The sequence below is a fragment of the Candidatus Angelobacter sp. genome (assembly GCA_035607015.1).
Classification (GTDB): Bacteria; Verrucomicrobiota; Verrucomicrobiia; order Limisphaerales; family AV2; genus AV2.
The window spans coordinates 1-17,220 of the sequence record DATNDF010000086.1; the positions used below are offsets into that span (position 1 = coordinate 1).

General features: G+C 60.5%; 17 protein-coding genes and 1 riboswitch. Of the genes, 8 read left to right on the forward strand and 9 right to left on the reverse strand.

The annotated features are described in order from the left end of the window. Positions 1-440: hypothetical protein (locus VN887_03580; protein ID HXT39083.1), on the forward strand; the 440-nt coding region annotated here is incomplete at its 5' end. Between the two features lie 101 nt (positions 441-541). Beyond that, positions 542-1,579 carry a TIM barrel protein gene (locus tag VN887_03585; protein ID HXT39084.1) on the forward strand — a complete coding sequence of 346 codons (1,038 nt, stop codon included), beginning with the start codon at positions 542-544 and terminating at the stop codon, positions 1,577-1,579. 31 nt (positions 1,580-1,610) lie between these two features. Here VN887_03585 and VN887_03590 read toward each other — a convergent pair whose 3' ends face one another. The 3 genes from VN887_03590 to VN887_03600 are packed head-to-tail and all read right to left on the reverse strand — an operon-like array spanning position 1,611 to position 3,970. Then, positions 1,611-2,399, reverse strand: coding sequence for a type II secretion system protein (locus VN887_03590; protein ID HXT39085.1), 789 nt, complete (start codon positions 2,397-2,399; stop codon positions 1,611-1,613). Between the two features lie 5 nt (positions 2,400-2,404). Beyond that, the gene (locus VN887_03595; GenBank protein HXT39086.1) at positions 2,405-3,724 is read right to left on the reverse strand and encodes a PQQ-binding-like beta-propeller repeat protein; all 1,320 of its coding nucleotides are present in this window, start codon (positions 3,722-3,724) and stop codon (positions 2,405-2,407) included. Positions 3,725-3,781: 57 nt separating this feature from the next. Continuing rightward, positions 3,782-3,970 carry a hypothetical protein gene (locus VN887_03600; protein HXT39087.1) on the reverse strand — a complete coding sequence of 63 codons (189 nt, stop codon included), beginning with the start codon at positions 3,968-3,970 and terminating at the stop codon, positions 3,782-3,784. Positions 3,971-4,226: 256 nt separating this feature from the next. On the opposite strand from VN887_03600, the gene VN887_03605 reads away from it, so the two are divergent. The 5 genes from VN887_03605 (at position 4,227) to VN887_03625 (ending at position 10,553) form a co-directional block, all read left to right on the forward strand. Next, complete coding sequence (locus VN887_03605; GenBank protein ID HXT39088.1) at positions 4,227-5,600, forward strand: hypothetical protein; 1,374 nt, start codon at positions 4,227-4,229, stop codon at positions 5,598-5,600. A gap of 60 nt (positions 5,601-5,660) precedes the next feature. After that, positions 5,661-7,490: a HAMP domain-containing sensor histidine kinase gene (locus VN887_03610; protein HXT39089.1), complete on the forward strand. Its 1,830-nt coding sequence runs from the start codon at positions 5,661-5,663 to the stop codon at positions 7,488-7,490. 76 nt (positions 7,491-7,566) lie between these two features. After that, positions 7,567-8,259 carry a response regulator transcription factor gene (locus VN887_03615; GenBank protein HXT39090.1) on the forward strand — a complete coding sequence of 231 codons (693 nt, stop codon included), beginning with the start codon at positions 7,567-7,569 and terminating at the stop codon, positions 8,257-8,259. Between the two features lie 133 nt (positions 8,260-8,392). Next, positions 8,393-8,510, forward strand: a riboswitch (cobalamin riboswitch). Positions 8,511-8,781: 271 nt separating this feature from the next. After that, positions 8,782-9,789, forward strand: coding sequence for a hypothetical protein (locus VN887_03620; GenBank protein HXT39091.1), 1,008 nt, complete (start codon positions 8,782-8,784; stop codon positions 9,787-9,789). Continuing rightward, a complete protein-coding gene (locus VN887_03625; GenBank protein HXT39092.1) occupies positions 9,786-10,553 on the forward strand; it encodes a type II secretion system protein in 768 nt (255 codons plus the stop codon). Before VN887_03620 ends, VN887_03625 begins: the two co-directional genes overlap by 4 nt. Positions 10,554-10,583: 30 nt before the next feature. On the opposite strand, the gene glmM is transcribed toward VN887_03625, so the two are convergent. From glmM to VN887_03655, 6 genes are all read right to left on the reverse strand, one after another. Next, entirely contained in the window at positions 10,584-11,966 is a 1,383-nt protein-coding gene (gene glmM, locus VN887_03630; GenBank protein HXT39093.1) for a phosphoglucosamine mutase, read from the reverse strand. A gap of 3 nt (positions 11,967-11,969) precedes the next feature. After that, positions 11,970-12,410, reverse strand: coding sequence for a CdaR family protein (locus tag VN887_03635; GenBank protein ID HXT39094.1), 441 nt, complete (start codon positions 12,408-12,410; stop codon positions 11,970-11,972). A 2-nt stretch (positions 12,411-12,412) separates the two neighbouring features. Then, positions 12,413-13,273, reverse strand: a complete 861-nt coding sequence (gene cdaA, locus VN887_03640) for a diadenylate cyclase CdaA (GenBank protein HXT39095.1) — start codon at positions 13,271-13,273, stop codon at positions 12,413-12,415. After that, on the reverse strand, positions 13,270-14,109 hold the full coding sequence (folP, locus tag VN887_03645) for a dihydropteroate synthase (protein HXT39096.1): 840 nt from the start codon (positions 14,107-14,109) through the stop codon (positions 13,270-13,272). The genes cdaA and folP overlap by 4 nt, the downstream gene beginning before the upstream one ends. Positions 14,110-14,179: 70 nt before the next feature. Further along, the gene (locus VN887_03650) at positions 14,180-15,097 is read right to left on the reverse strand and encodes a hypothetical protein (protein HXT39097.1); all 918 of its coding nucleotides are present in this window, start codon (positions 15,095-15,097) and stop codon (positions 14,180-14,182) included. A 604-nt stretch (positions 15,098-15,701) separates the two neighbouring features. Further along, positions 15,702-16,109, reverse strand: a complete 408-nt coding sequence (locus tag VN887_03655) for a VOC family protein (GenBank protein ID HXT39098.1) — start codon at positions 16,107-16,109, stop codon at positions 15,702-15,704. Between the two features lie 95 nt (positions 16,110-16,204). Here VN887_03655 and VN887_03660 point away from each other — a divergent pair. Then, positions 16,205-17,220 (forward strand): hypothetical protein (locus VN887_03660; GenBank protein HXT39099.1); only part of this gene is annotated, 1,016 nt, incomplete at its 3' end.

The following is a 17,220-nucleotide window of genomic DNA, read 5'->3' on the forward strand; positions in this document are numbered from 1 at the left end:
AGCACGGAGGCACATTGTATCCCCGCGTCCGCAGCGTCTCGATGAACTGTTGGCTTAATTCCGACGGACCGTTCATGGGCCTGAACCAGTACAAGGTGATGCGCAAGATCGCCGATATGCAGAACCCGGGAACAGCCGGCACGTGGGTCGTCACCGACGAACGCGAAGACCGCGTCAATAACGGTTTCTTCGCCGTGGACATGACGGGGTTCATTCCGAGGAATCTCAACAATCTTCATCTGGTGGATGTGCCCGCGAGTTATCACAACGGTGCGGGCGGCGTGACCTTTGCCGACGGACACTCGGAGATTCACCGCTGGCTCGACCCGCGCACCAAACCGCCGATCAAAACGGGACAGGATCTGCCGCTGACTGCCGCATCGCCCAACAATCGGGACGTGATCTGGCTGCAGGAGCGGAGCACGGGGCCGGTGCGATAGTTGACGCTCGGGGCTTCGCGCCATGCCGGCCGGTTGGCGACCCACTCTTACAAAAGCATTTCCAAACCCCAACGTACCTTTTACAGTCGCGTCCTCGATTTATGGCGAAGCACATCTACGAATTCTGTTTCGGTCCCTGGAACATCAGCGAAGGCCAGGATCCCTATGGTCCGCCGGTGCGCCCGCCGCAGACGTTCGACTGGAAACTCTCCCGGCTTAAAAGGCTCGGCTTCGACGCGATGATGTTTCATGACGATGACGCGGTGCCGGACATTGATGAAAAATCAGAAGCGCAAATCCGCAAAGAGGCGAAGGAACTGAAAAAACGTCTCGACGGCGAAGGCATCGCCGCCGAAATGGTCGCACCCCGTCTCTGGTTCGCGCCGGAGACGATTGACGGGGGTTACACGAGCAATGATCCGAAGCACCGCCGGTACGCCATCGAACGTTCGCTGCGCTCCATCGATCTCGCAAACATCCTCGACACTGACATCCTCGTGCTCTGGCTCGCGCGCGAAGGCAGCTACATCCGTGAGTCGAAGAACGCGCGCCGTTGCGTGGATTATCTGGTCGAAGCCTTCGACAGGATGCTGGCGCATGATAAAAAGATACGGCTGGCCATCGAACCGAAGCCCAACGAACCGATGGATCACGCGTATCTTCCGACGATCGGCCACGCGCTCGCCGTCGCGCAGCTCACGCGCGACGCGAAACGGGTCGGCTGTCTCATCGAAAGCGCGCACGCCATCCTGGCCGGACTCGATCCCGCCGATGAAATTGATTTCGCAATGGCCTTCGACAAACTCTGGTCGTTGCACTTGAACGACCAGAACGGATTGAAGTTCGACCAGGACAAGCCGTTTGGGAGCAACAATCTTCGTGTCGCCTTCAACCAGGTCCGTGCGCTGGAGAGGAACGGTTACGGCAGGAACGGCGAGTATGTCTGCTTCGACGTGCATCCATTCCGCACGACAAAGACGGCACATTGGCTTAACCACCTGGACAACAGCCGCCGCACGTTTCTCAGGCTGCTCGGGAAAGCGCGAAGTTTTGACGAAAAGAAGGCGCAGTCGCTCATTGCCGACCGCAATTATCAGGATCTCGACCAGATGGTGATCGAGCATCTGCTGGGTGACTGATCTTCACGCGGGCATTCGATCGCAAGGGATTTTACCACAGGCCGAAGCTGCCGTCCGTGCCCCAGATTTGAGAACCGACGTAGGATTTCATTCGTGACGCATCCTTCCAGGCAACGGAGCCGTCGAGCAGGCCGACGTTGCCGCCTTTCGCGCCGATGGAGGCGGGGGTCTGTTGATACGCCTCCGGGTGTTCCTCGAAGTAAGCCGCGTCACGGATGACCGGTCCGTGCGCCGTGTGCGGCGCAAGAATGCGCTGGTAACTGTACGCATAAACGTTCAGATCCGCCACCAGCACGAGCGCCGGATCTTCCGCTGTCTTTTGCGGCGAAATCCACGTGTTGGTCGCATTTCCCGCAGGCGGCCAGGGCGTGTTCGAGTGGCCGCCCAAGTAGTGGTAGCCGATGGCCACGCCATAGTCCGGTTGCATTCGCCAGTCTTTTTCCTGTTCAAACGATCTCGCCAGGTTCGGGCAATCGAGCACCTTCAAGGGACTGGCGTAATGAAGAATGTTGCTCTTGGTGGCGGTGGAAAGAATCGGTGTGTGAGTATCGTTCGTGTTGCGATTGTCGGTACCTCCGCGTGGCAGATAATCCTGATAATCGCCCGCATAAATGTGGGTCGCCATGATGAACTGATGGATGTTGTTCAGACACGCGGCCCGGCGCACCCGCTCCTTGGCGCTGCCCAACGCCGGCAGAAGCAGCGAAGCGAGAATGCCGATTATGGCAATGACGACCAGCAGCTCGATCAGGGTGAAGGCGCGGGCGTTCACGTCCGTGAACAGGGCCGGACGGTTTCTTTTTCCTGCCTTGACCGGCAACGGTTTCACGGCCGTTCCTCCACCCTGAAGAAACGTTGCGGAGTGGTGGCGCTTTGCGGATCGTCGAGGCGGAGCTGGCCGTTCATCAGAAGAACCGGGTTCGTCAGCTTTAGCCAGCCGTTCAAGCCAAGCGTCAGGTTCGCGCTGGCGAAGATGTCGATGTTGGTGACGCGATTCGCGTCGAGCGGCGACCCATCGTCGTTGCTGACGAACAGGCGGAACGTGCCGTCACCGGAAAGCGCCGAGGAAAGTTTCAACGGCGGCGGACCAGGGACAGACACGTCAAGCGCGACCGCCTCTGTCGTGCTGCGGACATAGATGCGACCGTCGCTGATGGCCGGCACATTCCAGCATCTGACGAGGTTGAGGATCGAACCCTGAGACCCGTCGAGTGCGCGGTACCGCGCCACTTCCACATAAGCGGTCGGATCAGGTTTGACGAGGAGCAAATAGCCATCTTCGGTCAACACGAGCACGTGCCCCGCGACAAACATCACTTCGCCCAGCCCCACTCCGGACTGGGTCCACTTTCTCGTTCCGGTCGCCATTTCGACGCACCGAAGCGACGTCGCCGATTCACCGTAAACCCCGTACAAATAACCGTTGTAAAACACCGGCGTCGCCCAATGGTTCATGTTGTCGCCGGGAGTCCGCCAAACCTGGTTGGTGGTAAGCTGCGAACCGGATAAACTGATTTGCACGGCTCCCGCGCCCATTCCATACGTCGCCGAGCAATACACAATGTCATTTCCGACCACCGGTGATGCAGCGGTTGAAACGCTGAACGGAAACGGGTAACGCCAAAGCACGGAACCGGTGTCGGGCGCCACCGACACCAGACCCGATTGCGCGAAGTAAATTATTTGCCTGATGCCAGCGACGGTTGCCGCAACGGGCGAAGCCTGGGTCATCACATCGCTCTGCCCCTTCCAGGCCTCGGTCCCGTCGGACTCGTGAAAGGCGAACAGGCATTTGTTCGGCGCGTTGCCGATGACAAAAACGAGACCGCCTTCAATCAGCGGAGATGCGGCGCTTTGCCAGGCGATCACCGTACTGCCGTACTCAGCGACGAGGTCCCGGTTCCAAATGACCGCTCCATTCGTGGCGTTGAGGCAATACAGGCCCAGGTAGGAGGTCAAAACAAAAACGCGATCACCGTCCACCGAGGGCGTCGAACGCGGTCCGTCGTCGCTCCCGTCACCCACACCGCCATTCGGATAATCCGCGATGCCCAACGGGGGTGAGACCCAAAGTTCCGCGCCGGTGTCCGCGTCCAGCGCGATGCAGAATTCCTGGTTCGAGCCGCTCGCCGGCCGCCGAACCATCGTGAACGCTTTTCCTCCACTGATGGAAAAGGAGCTCAGCGCCGGATCCAGCGGAATCTACCAAAGCTGCCGAGGCGCGTCCGAAGACCAGTTCGTGCGAATCGTCTCGGTCGAAATACCGTCGTGATTCGGGCCGCGGTATTGCGGCCAGTCGATGGCAGGAACGCTGGACGCGCCGGTCAGCGCAACAACCCAGAGCAACGCGCGGGAGATGCGAACGCCATTTGCGGAAAAAAGAGAGTTCATCGTCAGGTGCGTTTTGACAGACGTTGATTCGCTCAAAACGGTCCGGGCACCGGTTTGCCAGCCCATCAATCTAGCAGAGTTGCCGCAACGGGCAACGGACGAATGCGCCCGGAGCGGAAAATTATTCGTCCAGTTATTTGACGCCCTCTTGTAAGTCAAACATTCCGTGCAGCGGGTTCCGGATCCTCACAAGTTTTTTACAACTCTTTCACCCGCCAGTGACAACCCGTTCCATCCGGCGGGGCAGTCTCGGAACATGAAAACAGCCATCCTTCCTCTGGTTCTCGTCGTCTGGCAGTGCGGTGTTTTTGCGGGTGACCGCCCTTCGGAAAATTTCACCGCGCACGAGTGGGGCACGTTCACGTCGGTCCAGGGCGCCGATGGAATCCTCGTTCCGTGGCACCCGCTGGAAACCACGCAGCTTCCGCGATTCGTGTATGACTGGACCAAGCCCGGTCTGGGCCGCCGGGCCGCCGGGCCGCTGAATCCGGGGAGCAAGAGCGCGTTTATCACGCTCCAGCGCATGGAAACACCGGTCATCTATTTCTACAGCGACCGGGAGAGAACCGTGAATGTCACGGTCCGGTTTCCCCAGGGATTCATCACTGAATGGTATCCACAGGCCGGCGAGATAGGCCCCGCGGTTTTTCCGCCGGGCAGGCTGGCCGTCGCGCTCGATGGCCTCGTGCAGAAAACGGGCGCGCGGCCGCAGTTCACGTTCGCGTCCGTCTTCGGCAGAAAGGGAGTTCCAGACTCGCGAATTCAATGGAAGGACATCCGTGTCCTGCCCGCGGACCGGCACGCGGACCTCGTCTCCGCCGTGCCGACCGGAGGCTCGGGCAACCATTATTTTGCCGCGCGCGAAACGGACGCTGATTTTGTCAGTGTCAGCACCCCGGACAAGAGCGTGCCCGAGCACGAGAAGTTTTTGTTCTACCGCGGGGTGGCCAATTTCCAGACGCCGTTGAAGGTTACGCTGGGCGGGGCGAATGAAAAGTGGTTTCAACTGAGGAACAATGGCGCAACGAAACTCCAACATCTTTTCATCCTGAACGTGCGAAACGGCGAAGGGGAGTTCACCGAACTCGAGAGCCTCGCGCCCGGCGACTCGTGGTCGTTCGATTTCGACGGCCAGTCGAAGCGCGCACCGCTCGGCGAAGTTGTGGGGCAACTGGGGCGGCAAATAAAAAAGGCGCTCGTGGGCGAGGGACTGTTCGAGCGGGAGGCGGCCGCCATGGTGAAGACATGGCGTGAATCGTGGTTTGAAGAGGAAGGGTCCCGGGTAATTTATCTGCTGCCGCGCGCCTGGACGGATGAAACCCTGCCGCTCGCGATCAATCCGGAGCCGCGCGATATCGTCCGCGTCATGATCGGCCGCGCCGAGATCATCGCGCCGACGACCGAATGGCAGCTCATCAAGCAGATCGTCCGATACGCGGATGGCGACACTGTCGCGCGCGGCGAGGCGGTGGACCGGGTCCGGCAGATGGGTCTTGGACGTTTCTTTCAGCCGGCCGTGCAGCTCGCGCTGGGCAACCGTCCCAATCGCGAATTCAGCCAGGCGGCCTGGGAACTCGTGAATGCCGCTGCCACGAAACGCGACGATGCGAAGCCGGTCGCGTTGCGCTAGCGTGCCACCCGGGTTGGCTGGACGAACACCGTCCCATCGTGGAATAATCATGCCCGGCCCATGAAAAAAGTCGCGTTCGTGTTCGTGCTGGCGGTGTTTGTCCCGAGCCTCGTGCTGGCCTGGCTGGCGGTTCGCTCGCTGCGCGATCAACAGTTCGCGCTCGAACGCCAGCGGGCGCTGCTCTACCAGGGTGTTGCCGACGCGGTGGCCAAGGACATCGTCGGTTACATCGCCGAGCGCCAGCGCGAATTCGGCCTGCAGGTTGAAGCACTGCTCGGCGAGCACAAACCGCTGGACCTTGCCAACTCTTTCGACGACCAGTTGCGCAAGGGCTGGCCGCTGGCGGAAGTCGGCTTCACGGTTTCGCTTGACGGCTCTTGCTATTCTCCGTCGCTCTTTGGCGGCCCGGAAGCGCGCAAGTTCCGCCTGGATAACGAACGGTTCCTCTGCAACCGTGAAAGCGTCGAGGTCTATTGGGACAGCCCCAAAGGCACGATCAACCTTTCGCAGTTGGATGTAAAAACTCCCCAACCGGGGAACGATGAGCAGGGCGTGCAACAGCCGGCCACCAACGCGGGCAGTTACGTCAGCAGTTTAGGCAAGTCGGCGAAAGACCAGAAACAGACACGCAACGTCGAACCGCAGCAGGCGCAGCAGCTGACCGTCAAGGGGAACTACTCGAAAATCGCGTCCTCCGAAGCGGAGTTTCGCCAGTTGATCGGCGACTCGACCGAGGGAACGGTCGCGCGCTTTCTCCAGAACAAACTCAACCTGATGTTCTGGTACCGGTCTCCACGCGGCCCGCAGCTCGTGTTCGGAGCGCTGTTGAACCTGCCGAAGCTGGTCGGCGGACTGGGCGGCAGCGTGAAAGTGGAACCCGCCCCGTTGAATGGAGAAATCTGCGTGGCGCTGCTGACCGACTCTGCGGCGCCGGCCATCCTTTCCAACCCGAACTTCCGCACCAACTGGAAGCGCCCGTTCGTGGCGACGGAAATCGGCGAGGTTCTGCCCCACTGGGAAATTGGCGTTTATCTGCTCGACCCGGCCACGCTGGCCCGGTCGGCGCAAACACTGAAACTCACGCTCGGCCTGCTCATCGCCGTCCTGGTGCTGGCCATCGGCGTCGGCGGCTGGCTCATCGTGGGCGACTTGAAACGGCAGCTCACCCTGGCCCGCCAGAAGACCGATTTTGTCAGCAACGTTTCGCACGAATTAAAAACCCCGCTCACGTCCATCCGCATGTTTTCCGAACTGCTGGCGGACGAACGCGTGACCGACAAGGCCAAGCAACGCTCCTATTTGAACATCATCACCACGGAAACCGCGCGGCTCACGCGGCTGATCAACAACGTGCTCGACTTCTCGCGCATCGACCGCGGCGAAAAAAAATACAACTTTGCGATGTGCGATCTCGCCGATGTCGCGCGGGAAACGGTCGGGATCTACCGCCCGCAATTGGAGGCCGCGGGCTTCAGGGTCGAATGCGAACTGCCCGGGGTGCCGGTGTTCGTGAACGGCGACCGCGACGCGCTCGCGCAGGTCATCGTCAACCTGCTTTCCAATGCGGAAAAATACTCCGGCGCGCAGAGGGAGGTGCGCGTGGAAATGCGGTCGCAATCGCAACCGTTGCCGCACGTGGAGATGCGGGTGCTCGACCGCGGTCCCGGGGTGCCCGGAGGCTGTGAAGAAAAAATCTTCGAGCAGTTTTATCGCGCTCATGATTCGCTGAGCAGCGGCATCCAGGGTTCCGGCCTCGGCCTGACGCTCGCACGACAGATCGCCCGGTCGCACGGCGGGGACGTTGCTTATGAACCGCGCGAGGGCGGTGGGAGCAGCTTTGCGCTGCGATTGCCGGCAGCTTCGTCTTCAACCGCCGATCGTCACACGTGAACACAAATCAAAACTGCGGGTGCCGCGATGCCGGACCGACATTTGCATGCGTTCGCGCCTGTTCGCAGTCTCCCGCATGAAAACGAAAATCCTGATCGTCGAGGATGATCCACACATCCTGCTGGGACTTGAGGAGGTGTTGAGGAGCGATGGCTTCGAGGTCGCCGTCTGCAGTCGCGGCGACCTGGCGGTTGAAACCGTCAACCGGCACCGGCCGTCGCTCATCGTCCTCGACGTGATGCTTCCCGGCAAAAGCGGTTATGACATCTGCAAAGAGCTTCGCGCCGGGAAAGTAGGCACGCCCATCCTGATGCTGACCGCCAAGGGACAGGAGATTGACAAGGTGGTCGGCCTTGATCTCGGCGCGGATGACTACGTGACCAAGCCGTTTGGCGTGCGCGAACTGCTGGCGCGCATCCACGCCCTGCTCCGGCGCACGGCCTCTCCCGCCAGGGACGGGCGTGGCGGAGAACCGTTCCAAATTGGCCCGGCGACCATTGACCCGAAAACCTTCCTTCTCAAGCGTGGCAAAGCGGTGGAAGAACTGACCGCCCGGGAGTTGAAACTGCTCCAACTGTTTCACGAGCACCCGGGTGAAGTGTTGTCGCGCGACCGGTTGCTGAACGAGGTCTGGGGATACAACTACTACGGCACGACCCGCACGCTCGATCAGGTGATCGTCCAATTGCGGAAAAAACTCGGGGACAACGGTGGCGAGCCGGAACACCTGCTCACCGTGCATGGCGTCGGTTACAAGCTGGCGGTCTGAGCGCAGGGCGCATTCGTCCATTCGTCCGCGTGGCGCAATTTTTCCTTGGCAAACCACCGCTGACGCCGTAACAACGACACGCTCTTTGAAAAGGATGAACGTGTTGTTCATCCGTCCTCGCAGTCGAATGCCTGGGAACCCCGTGAAAATCGGGGACGGTTGCGCCACTGTAACGGGCTACAAGCTCCCACAGCCACTGGTCACGAGCCGGGAAGGCGGGAGTGAGGTTGGACGCCCGAAGTCAGGATACCGGTTCGGCTGCGCTCGTCGCGGCCGTTCGTTTTGAACGGCCAACTTCTCCGTCAATGAGAAGGATGAGGCCAGCCTCCCGGACTGTTTTCGGGAGAATTCGCTGAATGCCTTCATTCTCCGTTTTGGCGGGGTCTGAAGGTTTTGTTTTTTTTGCCGCAGCTCCCGACCTGCGCCGCGCGGACGGGAACGGCCGGCATCTTCAGACTTCGCGCTGGTCTCTCAATCAACAACCCTTCCGCTCGCTTGCGGAACACATTGAAAGACCCGCGTATGTCCAAATCCCGGTTCCTCGCCCTCGCCAGCTTGTCGTTCCTCTGCTTCACGCATTCCCGCGCCGTGACCCTCACCGAAAATTTTTCCGCCAGCCCCGACGCGAGCGGCTGGAAAATTTTCGGCGACACCAATCTGTTTCGATGGAATTCGACCAACCAGAATCTGGAGGTAACCTGGGACTCGTCGCGGACCAACAGTTACTTTTATCATCCGCTGGGCACGATTCTCGCCCGGGACGACGATTTCAGCCTGGAATTCGATTTGCGCCTCAACGATATCGGCCCCGCCGACAGTTACGCGTACAGCTTCCAAATCGCGCTGGGGTTCCTGAATCTCGACCAGGCGACCCGGCCGACGTTCCTCCGTGGCACGGGGTCCAACGCGACGAACCTCGTCGAGTTCGTCTATTTCCGCGATGATCCGTTTGGCGATCCGGCGACGGTCTATCCGACCTTCGTGGACCAGACCGGACAGTTCAACTACAATCAAGGCCGCCAGGAATCGACGAACTACTCGCTCGCCACCGGCGATTGGTTTCACGTGGCGATGGATTACCGGGGGTCGAACCAGACCCTGGTCACGTCATTGACCAACCTGTCGCAGAGCGTCAGCGCCACGGTCACGCAACAGTTGGGGCTGACATTTTCAGGCGATCCCTTCACCGACTTCCGGCTGGATTCGATTTCCATCAACAGCTACAATGAAGCCGGACAGTTTCCCGGATTCGAAGGATCCGTGCTGGCGCACGGCAACGTGGACAATCTCGCGGTTACCGTTCCCCCGCCGCCGATTCAAAATCTTGCCGGCGGATTCAGCAACGCTCTCTGGCAGGTGCAATTCCTCAGTCGCAGCAACTGGCTTTACACACTCGAACGAAGCGCGGATTTTCAACTCTGGACGAACGCTTCGACTGTGACACCGGGCACTGGAAGCAACGTCCTGTTGCAAGACGCGAGTCCGCCGGCAAGCAACGCGTTTTACCGCGTGCGCGCCCAGAGGCCATGAAATCGAACAACTCCAGGCTCCGGGGCCGCGGCTTCACCTTGATCGAACTGCTCGCGGTCATTGCCATCATCGGCATCCTTGCCGCCTTGCTGTTGCCGGCGCTGCTGCGGAGCAAGGATGCGGCGCGACGCGTTCAATGCGCCAGCAATCTTCGCCAGCTTGGCATCGCGACGCAGCTCTATTGGGGCGACAATCAGGAGAATTGTTTCTACTGGAAAACAGGCGCGACCAACGGCGGAATCCTCTATTGGTTTGGTTGGATGGGGCCCGGCGCTGAAGGCCAGAGGCCGTTCGATGTGACGCAGGGCGTCCTCTATCCCTATTTGCAGGGCCGTGGCGTGGAGCTTTGTCCCTCCCTGAACTATGCAATGGCGCATTTCAAACTCAAAGCCACCGGGGCCGCGTACGGCTACGGCTACAACCTTCACCTCTCCGCGCCGATGAACGCCGCGCCAGTAAATGCAAGCCGCCTGCGCCGGTCCACGGAAACCGTTCTCTACGCGGACGCCGCCCAGGTGAACGATTTTCAAGCGCCAGCGTCGCGATCGAATCCCATGCTCGAGGAATGGTATTACGTGAGCGCGGCCACGAATCTGACGGGCCCGAATTACTATCCAAACGGCCACTTCCGGCACATGCGCCGGGCGGGTGTGGTTTTTTGCGACGGCCACGCCGGTCTGGAGAAAATGGTTCCCGGTTCGCTGGACCGGAGATTGCCGGACCAATTCGTCGGCCAGTTGAGGACGGACGTCTTGGTCCCTTGAGGTGTGGTTTGACGCTCCCCGTCCCAACGATCAGGCGCCGACGTGCTTCTTGATCGCCTCGCTGATCCGCTGGCTCCACCGTTCCAGCGCGCCGGAATCAGGACCTTCAACGAGCAGTCGCGCTTTCGATTCGGTGCCTGAATAGCGCAGCAGCACGCGGCCTCCGGCCTTTTTTAATTCAGCCTCCGCCTCCGAGACGAGCTTCGGCACGCCGTCAAGCTGGTCGAACGGCACCTTTTCCCGCACCGTGACGTTCGTGATCAGTTGCGGGTAACGCTTCCAGCAACGGGCGAGATGAGAGAGCGGTTTGTCCTTCAACTTCATGATGCGCAGAATCTGCAGCGCACAGACCAGGCCGTCGCCGGTCGTGCTGTAGTCGCGGAAAATCATGTGTCCGCTCTGTTCGCCTCCAAAGTTGAATCCCCCCCGCAGCATTTCATCGATGACGTTCTTGTCACCGACGGCCGTGCGCAGGATACGCCCGCCGACTTCCTTAATGACGGCATCCAGGCCGGCGTTGCTCATCACGGTCGCGACCAGGGTTTTGTCCTTGAGCGTCCCTTCGGCCAGCATCTCGAGTCCACAGATGGCCATCACGTCGTCGCCGTCGGTCAACTTTCCCGTCTCGTCGCAGAACAGGACACGGTCGGCGTCCCCATCGTGAGAGATGCCGATGTGCGCCCTGTGCTCCCAGACCTTCTGGCACATCTGCTGTGGATGCATCGAGCCGCAGTCCTTGTTGATGTTCATGCCGTCGGGCTGGTTGCCGTACACAAAAGTCTCCGCGCCGAGTTCCCGCAGCACGCAGGGCGTGGATTTGTAGGCGGCGCCGTGGGCGCAATCGATCACGATCCGCATTCCTTCAAGCGTCATCCCGCGCGGGAAGGAACTCTTGGCGTACTCGATGTACCGGCCCAGCGCGTCGTCGATGCGAACCGCCTTGCCGATGGCGTCCGCGGTGGGCCGGATGCTTTCAATGTCACCGCTGAACACGAGTTGCTCGACCTGGCTCTCGATGTTGTCGTCGAGCTTGTAACCGTCCGGCCGGAAGAATTTGATCCCGTTGTCGTCATAAGGATTGTGCGATGCGGTGATCACGAGGCCGGCGTCGGCGCGCAGACTGCGGGTGACATAAGCGACCCCGGGCGTGGGCAGCGGCCCGATAAACAGCACGTCCACGCCCATCGAGAGAATGCCGGAGGACAGCGCGTTTTCGAGCATGTACCCGGACAGGCGGGTGTCCTTGCCGACGACGATTTTGTGCCGGCCGCGGCCGCGCGATTGCGGCGCGATGTTCTTGAAGACGTGGCCGGCGGCGCGGCCCAGCTTGAGCGCGGTTTCGGCGGTCACCGGCTCAACGTTCGCCGTGCCGCGCACTCCGTCGGTGCCGAAAATTTTCCTGGGCTGGCTCATGGTTCAATTCCTGGTTCTCACGCTGTTCGTCGATTCCGGGGACGAAATCCGCTCCACCGCGACTTCATCGGGCGTCACTTTCATCACCACCACGTTCGGCGGAGTATGCACGACGACTTTTCTGCGAAAACTTCTGGCGTCCGGCGCGTCGAGAAGATTAACACAGACGTCCACGTCCGACATCTTCAAATTGTCGAGGACGCGTTCGTCTGCGCGAATCGTCACCTCCACTTCATCCGGTGTGAACACGAAGCCGCGAACGTCCGCGGGAGGCTTCCTGGCGGTGACCGGCAGGGGGCGGCTCAGTGTCGCGGAAGAATGGGTTTCCGGAAGTTTGAAACTGTTTTCGATATTTGAATTGATCGTCAACCAGATGAGGACGGCCACGACCACAGAAGCGAGCTTCCAGCCAAAATTATGAAGGATGTAATCGCGCGGCACCATGATCACTTGACTTCCGGTTTGGGCGCGGTGTGCACCGGCGACTTGGCGGTCCCGTTCGGTCCCGCGAAGCCGGTTGAGCGAAACCATTCCGAGAGCGTCTGCGACCGCGGCGCGCGGACCAGCACCGAGGTCAGGAACGCGCGCAATTCCTCCAGGCTCACTCCACGCGTCAACTGCCCTTTGTGAGCGTAGGAGATTGCGCCCGTTTCCTCCGAAACCGCCACCACGACCGCGTCCGTCTCCTCGGTCAGGCCGATCGCCGCCCGGTGCCGCGTGCCGAGCGATTTGTTCAGGTCCTGGCGCTGTGTCAGCGGGAAAATACAGGCCGCCTTCGCGATGCGGTCGCCGCGCAGGATGACGCCCCCGTCGTGAATCGCGTTGTTCGGAAAGAAAATGGTCTCCAGCATCTCCGGCGTCGCCTCGCAGTCAACCACCACACCCGATTCGACCGCGTCGTCGAGATGGATCGCCTGTTCGAGTGCGATGAGCGCGCCGATCTTCACTTCGGAAAGGCGTTCGGCCGTCTGGATGACAACCTCGATGTTCTCGCGCGTGTCGCGGGACGAGGTGAACAGCGGCAGGTTCCCCACCTCGGCCAGCATGCGCCGCAATTCCGGCTGAAAAATCACGAGCACGGCGATGGCAAACCCGGTGAGGAATTTTGCCAGAAGCCAGAGCAGCACCCGCAGATCGAGCAGCGTGGTGACCACGGTAAGCACCAGCAGCAAAAAGAGAAAGCCCAGCACCACCGGCCACCCGCGCGTGCCCCGCACAAACATCAGGGCGTAATAAATCGCCACCGCGAGGATGACGATCTCCAGCGCGGGCCGCCAGACGTTCTCCAGGAATTCCAGAATTCTCATTTTGACCGGGTAAGGACCGCTTCGGTCGTTCTCACCGCCTGAAGCGTTTCCGCGACATCGTGCGTGCGGATCATTCGCACACCGGCTTCGACCGCAAGGGCTGCGCAGGCCAGCGCTGCCGGCAGACGCCCGTCCACCTCCGTCCCCAGCAGTTTTCCGATGAACGACTTGCGCGAAACGCCGACGAGTACCGGGCGATTCAAGTTTGTAAAGCGCCCCAGCCCGGCGAGCAACTGCAAATTGTGTTCCAACGTCTTGCCAAAGCCGATGCCCGGGTCCAGTGCCACCTGGCCCGCTTCCACACCCGCCCGACGCAGGCGCTCGAGCCGTTCGACAAAAAACGCGCGCACTTCACCGACGACGTCGCGGTAGGCCGGATTCGACTGCATCGTCTGTGGCGTCCCCTGCATGTGCATGCAGATGTAACCCGCCTTCGTTTCTCCGACCACACGCCACATTTCATCGTCGGCCCGGTTTGCCGCGATGTCGTTCACGATGCTGGCGCCGGCCCGCAGCGCCGCCCGCGCCACCGCCGATTTTTGCGTGTCAATGGAAAGCGGAACTTTCGCCTGCGCCGCCAGCCGCTCAACCACCGGCAGCACCCGTCTCAATTCCTCTGTTTCGCTGACCGGCTCCGCGTCGGGCCGGGTTGATTCCCCGCCCACATCAATGATTTCCGCCCCCTGGGCGATCAGTTTCAAACCGTGCGCAACGGCCGCCGCCGCGTCCATGAACTGGCCGCCATCGGAAAACGAATCGGGTGTCACGTTCACGACGCCCATGATCATCGCCGGGCGGGGAAACTGAAATTCAAACTTGCAGGCGCGGAAAATCATGACGTTTGCGATTACGCTGGCCCGGCGTAGAAGGACGGACCGCCGGCTTCTCGGAATTCACACGCAGGGTTCAGCGTTTGATCAACTGCCTCACGCCGTCCACCAGCCGCCGCGCGATGGCGCGGACCAGCTCGTCCGGCACTCCCATCCGCGGGTCCGAGCTCTGGCTCAGCATGTGGCACTGATCGTTGACGTAATCAATCAGCACAAATTCACCGGACCCGGTCAGCGCGATTTCACTCGAAAAGAACCTCATCCCGGTCAATTCCGCGATCCGGTGAACGATGTCCCGCAACGGCGTGAGCTCGAGCTGCTGTTCCTCGGTTGGGGTCGGCAAACGGTAACGGTCCGTGAAACAATTCCACCAGCAGCTCCAGACCGAGCCGAACACGTAAAACACGCGAAAGTAAACCGGCTCGCCGTTCTGCGTCTTCGGAACGATGCGACGCTGCAGCAGATAATGCCGGTCCGGCCAGACAGAGATCGAACGCGCGATGTCTTTTTCGTTCACGGCATCCATGATGACCCCGCGCCGGCCGTAGCCCATGGCCGGCTTGATCACGAACGGCGTGCCCAGCGCCGCGCGGTCCGCTTCTGACAAGAGAAAGCCGCCGGCCTGCTCGCGCGGAACGATCACCGTGAATGGCAGTTGGAAACCGGCGGCCAGCAGCCGGAGATGCAGCCGCGCCTTGTCGAACGCGGCCAGCGCGATGTCCGGCGGATCAATGATCTGCGTCTTGCGCTCGTGCGCCAGCCAGATCAGCCGGTGATAAATGTCGTCGGGCAGATGATGCTCGCTGTGCATGTTGAGCAGTGCCCGCGCCCAGACCTTGCCCTTGGCCAGTTGATCGCAGAACGGTTCGACCCAGAGCGGTTCGACGAGGAAAAAGTTCAGGCCCAGCTCCGCGCAATGTTGCTGGATGCGATGGATGAACAAGTCATCCGCGTCCAGCTTGTGGGTCATCACCAGATCGTAAATCCGCGTCACGCTGGCGAGTATTCGGCGGGTAAGCGATACCTGTCAATGACGGGTGATTTGCGGAATCGCGTATCGCGCAACATTCCATTACGAAAGCCAGTTGCGTGATAAGGGGCGGACATAGATAAGCGTTGCGAAAATCGTAAGGAATATAACGCCAGAAATAATGCCAGCTGTCCTCGACAGCCCGAAAGAGTCGCGGAGGCCCGAAACGCAAAAACCCGTCCCAAATGCCAGATAAATGTCCTCGGTAAGAATCTCATGCACGCCAAAGTCCTGATCTTTCATAATCGGCTGATGGAAAATATAAGTAGAAAGCCACCAAACGAGGAGGACGACAGCAGGCGCGATCGCTGACGAAAACACTCGTGCATTCAATGGTAAACATCTGCGCGAAAAAGAAGACAGGCCAGCAAGCGTGGAACAAAAGACGATGGCAAACCAGAGCCGAGTGTCCCACCAATTTATATATGGTATAGGAAGCATGATCTGTAGCGGCAGATCTTTGTTACAGAGATCCGTCCCGCTTTTACGGAAGTGCGTGTTCTTGAAGCTCCACTCTTTCATTCAACACGAATGCTAAACCGAAATGCGAGTTAGCACCGCGTCCCTTTCAATAACCTCCACCCTTGCTCCCGGCCTTCGCCCGTTGAATCAGTTCGATCTCGTACCCTTCCGGCGCATCAATGAAAGCGAACACGGTCCCGGTAGAGGTCGTCGTCGGGCCATCGGAGTATTTCAGGCCCAGCGTCGTCAGGTGTTTGCCGAATTCCTCGAGGCTGTCCACCTCGAAGGCCAGGTGCGTCAGGTCCGCCTGCACCTGCACCGGGCCGCTCGACGGGAAGCTGCACAGTTCGATCTGCTCGTCACTCTCCGGCGCCTTGAGGAAGACCAGTTCCGAGCCGCGCGGCGATTTGTGCCGGCGCATTTCCTCCAGCCCGAGCACGTCCTTGTAAAACTTCAACGTCTTTTCCAGATCGTTCACCCGATAGCGCGTGTGCAACAGTTTTCTCGCTTTCATCGCGTGAAAAATAACCCGCGGGAATCGCAAAGCAAACTTTTGTGGCGGCGCAATTGGCTTGCCGGACGGGAACGGTTTGCGTTACGACTGCGCGCGTGACGTGGCGAACACAGTGGCGCGGTTGGGTGTTCTTCATCGGTTTCGGCGCAACCTGTGTCGCCCATGCCCAGATTGATCCGGACAAACGGCGGCTGTTTCAGCTTGGCTACAACCAGCAGTTGCAGGGCCGCGGGCCGCTCTCCGGTTACGCCTTCTACTATTTCAACGAACCGGGATTCATCGAAACCAACCTCACGCTGCGACTGGCCATCGCGCCCGTCTATGTGGATTCGGAACTCGGCATCCGCGATGCCCTCGGTCCGAACACGGACCTGGCCATCGGCCTGGCGGGCGGCGGTTACGCCGACAGTTATTCGGAAACGCGCGGCGGCAAGTACTGGCGCGAGGAATCGTTCACCGGGCACGGCGCCGAGGGTGGCGTGGGCGTTTACCATCGTTTCAATCCCGACCAGCAGATCCCCCTCAACGCCATCCTGCGCGTGACCGGGCGCTACACATTTTACGAACGCGACGACGTCACCGCGCCGGGCTTCACGCTCCCGCCGGACCACGCGACGCTCCATGTGCGGAGCGGATTGCGCTGGGGCGGACGCGAGCCGCTCATGATGCCATCGCTGGCGATGGAACTGTCCGCGTGGTACGAAGGCCAGTTCCGCACCGGCGCCGAACCGTACGGTTTCAACGGCGACCGCGCGCTCGAAGATCATTCGCACCTGTTCTGGGGACGCGCGCTGCTGGCCTACACCCTCCCGGAGTTGAAGCACAATTTTTCCATCAGCCTTACCGCGGGCACCAGTCTGAACGCTGACCGTTTCAGCGGCTACCGGATTGGCGGGGCGCTGCCGCTGGTCTCCGAGTTTCCGCTGACCCTGCCCGGATATTATTTTCAGGAACTGAGTGCGCGCCAGTTCATCCTGCTCGGCGGCCAGTACGCGCTGCCGCTGGACCGCCGGAAGCAATGGGGACTGATGTTTTCCGCCGCGACGGCCCTGATTGATTACCTGCCCGGCCTGGAACAACCGGGCCGCTGGAACTCGGGCGTGGGCGCGGG

Excerpts from the sequence above, each read along its gene's own strand:
- VN887_03585 (HXT39084.1), top strand. The coding sequence starts at position 542 with ATGGCGAAGCACATCTACGAATTCTGTTTCGGTCCCTGGAACATCAGC.
- VN887_03595 (HXT39086.1), bottom strand. The coding sequence starts at position 3,724 with ATGGTTCGGCGGCCGGCGAGCGGCTCGAACCAGGAATTCTGCATCGCG.
- VN887_03600 (HXT39087.1), bottom strand. The coding sequence starts at position 3,970 with ATGAACTCTCTTTTTTCCGCAAATGGCGTTCGCATCTCCCGCGCGTTG.
- VN887_03605 (HXT39088.1), top strand. The coding sequence starts at position 4,227 with ATGAAAACAGCCATCCTTCCTCTGGTTCTCGTCGTCTGGCAGTGCGGT.
- VN887_03610 (HXT39089.1), top strand. The coding sequence starts at position 5,661 with ATGAAAAAAGTCGCGTTCGTGTTCGTGCTGGCGGTGTTTGTCCCGAGC.
- VN887_03615 (HXT39090.1), top strand. The coding sequence starts at position 7,567 with ATGAAAACGAAAATCCTGATCGTCGAGGATGATCCACACATCCTGCTG.
- VN887_03620 (HXT39091.1), top strand. The coding sequence starts at position 8,782 with ATGTCCAAATCCCGGTTCCTCGCCCTCGCCAGCTTGTCGTTCCTCTGC.
- VN887_03625 (HXT39092.1), top strand. The coding sequence starts at position 9,786 with ATGAAATCGAACAACTCCAGGCTCCGGGGCCGCGGCTTCACCTTGATC.
- glmM (HXT39093.1), bottom strand. The coding sequence starts at position 11,966 with ATGAGCCAGCCCAGGAAAATTTTCGGCACCGACGGAGTGCGCGGCACG.
- VN887_03635 (HXT39094.1), bottom strand. The coding sequence starts at position 12,410 with ATGGTGCCGCGCGATTACATCCTTCATAATTTTGGCTGGAAGCTCGCT.
- cdaA (HXT39095.1), bottom strand. The coding sequence starts at position 13,273 with ATGAGAATTCTGGAATTCCTGGAGAACGTCTGGCGGCCCGCGCTGGAG.
- folP (HXT39096.1), bottom strand. The coding sequence starts at position 14,109 with ATGATTTTCCGCGCCTGCAAGTTTGAATTTCAGTTTCCCCGCCCGGCG.
- VN887_03655 (HXT39098.1), bottom strand. The coding sequence starts at position 16,109 with ATGAAAGCGAGAAAACTGTTGCACACGCGCTATCGGGTGAACGATCTG.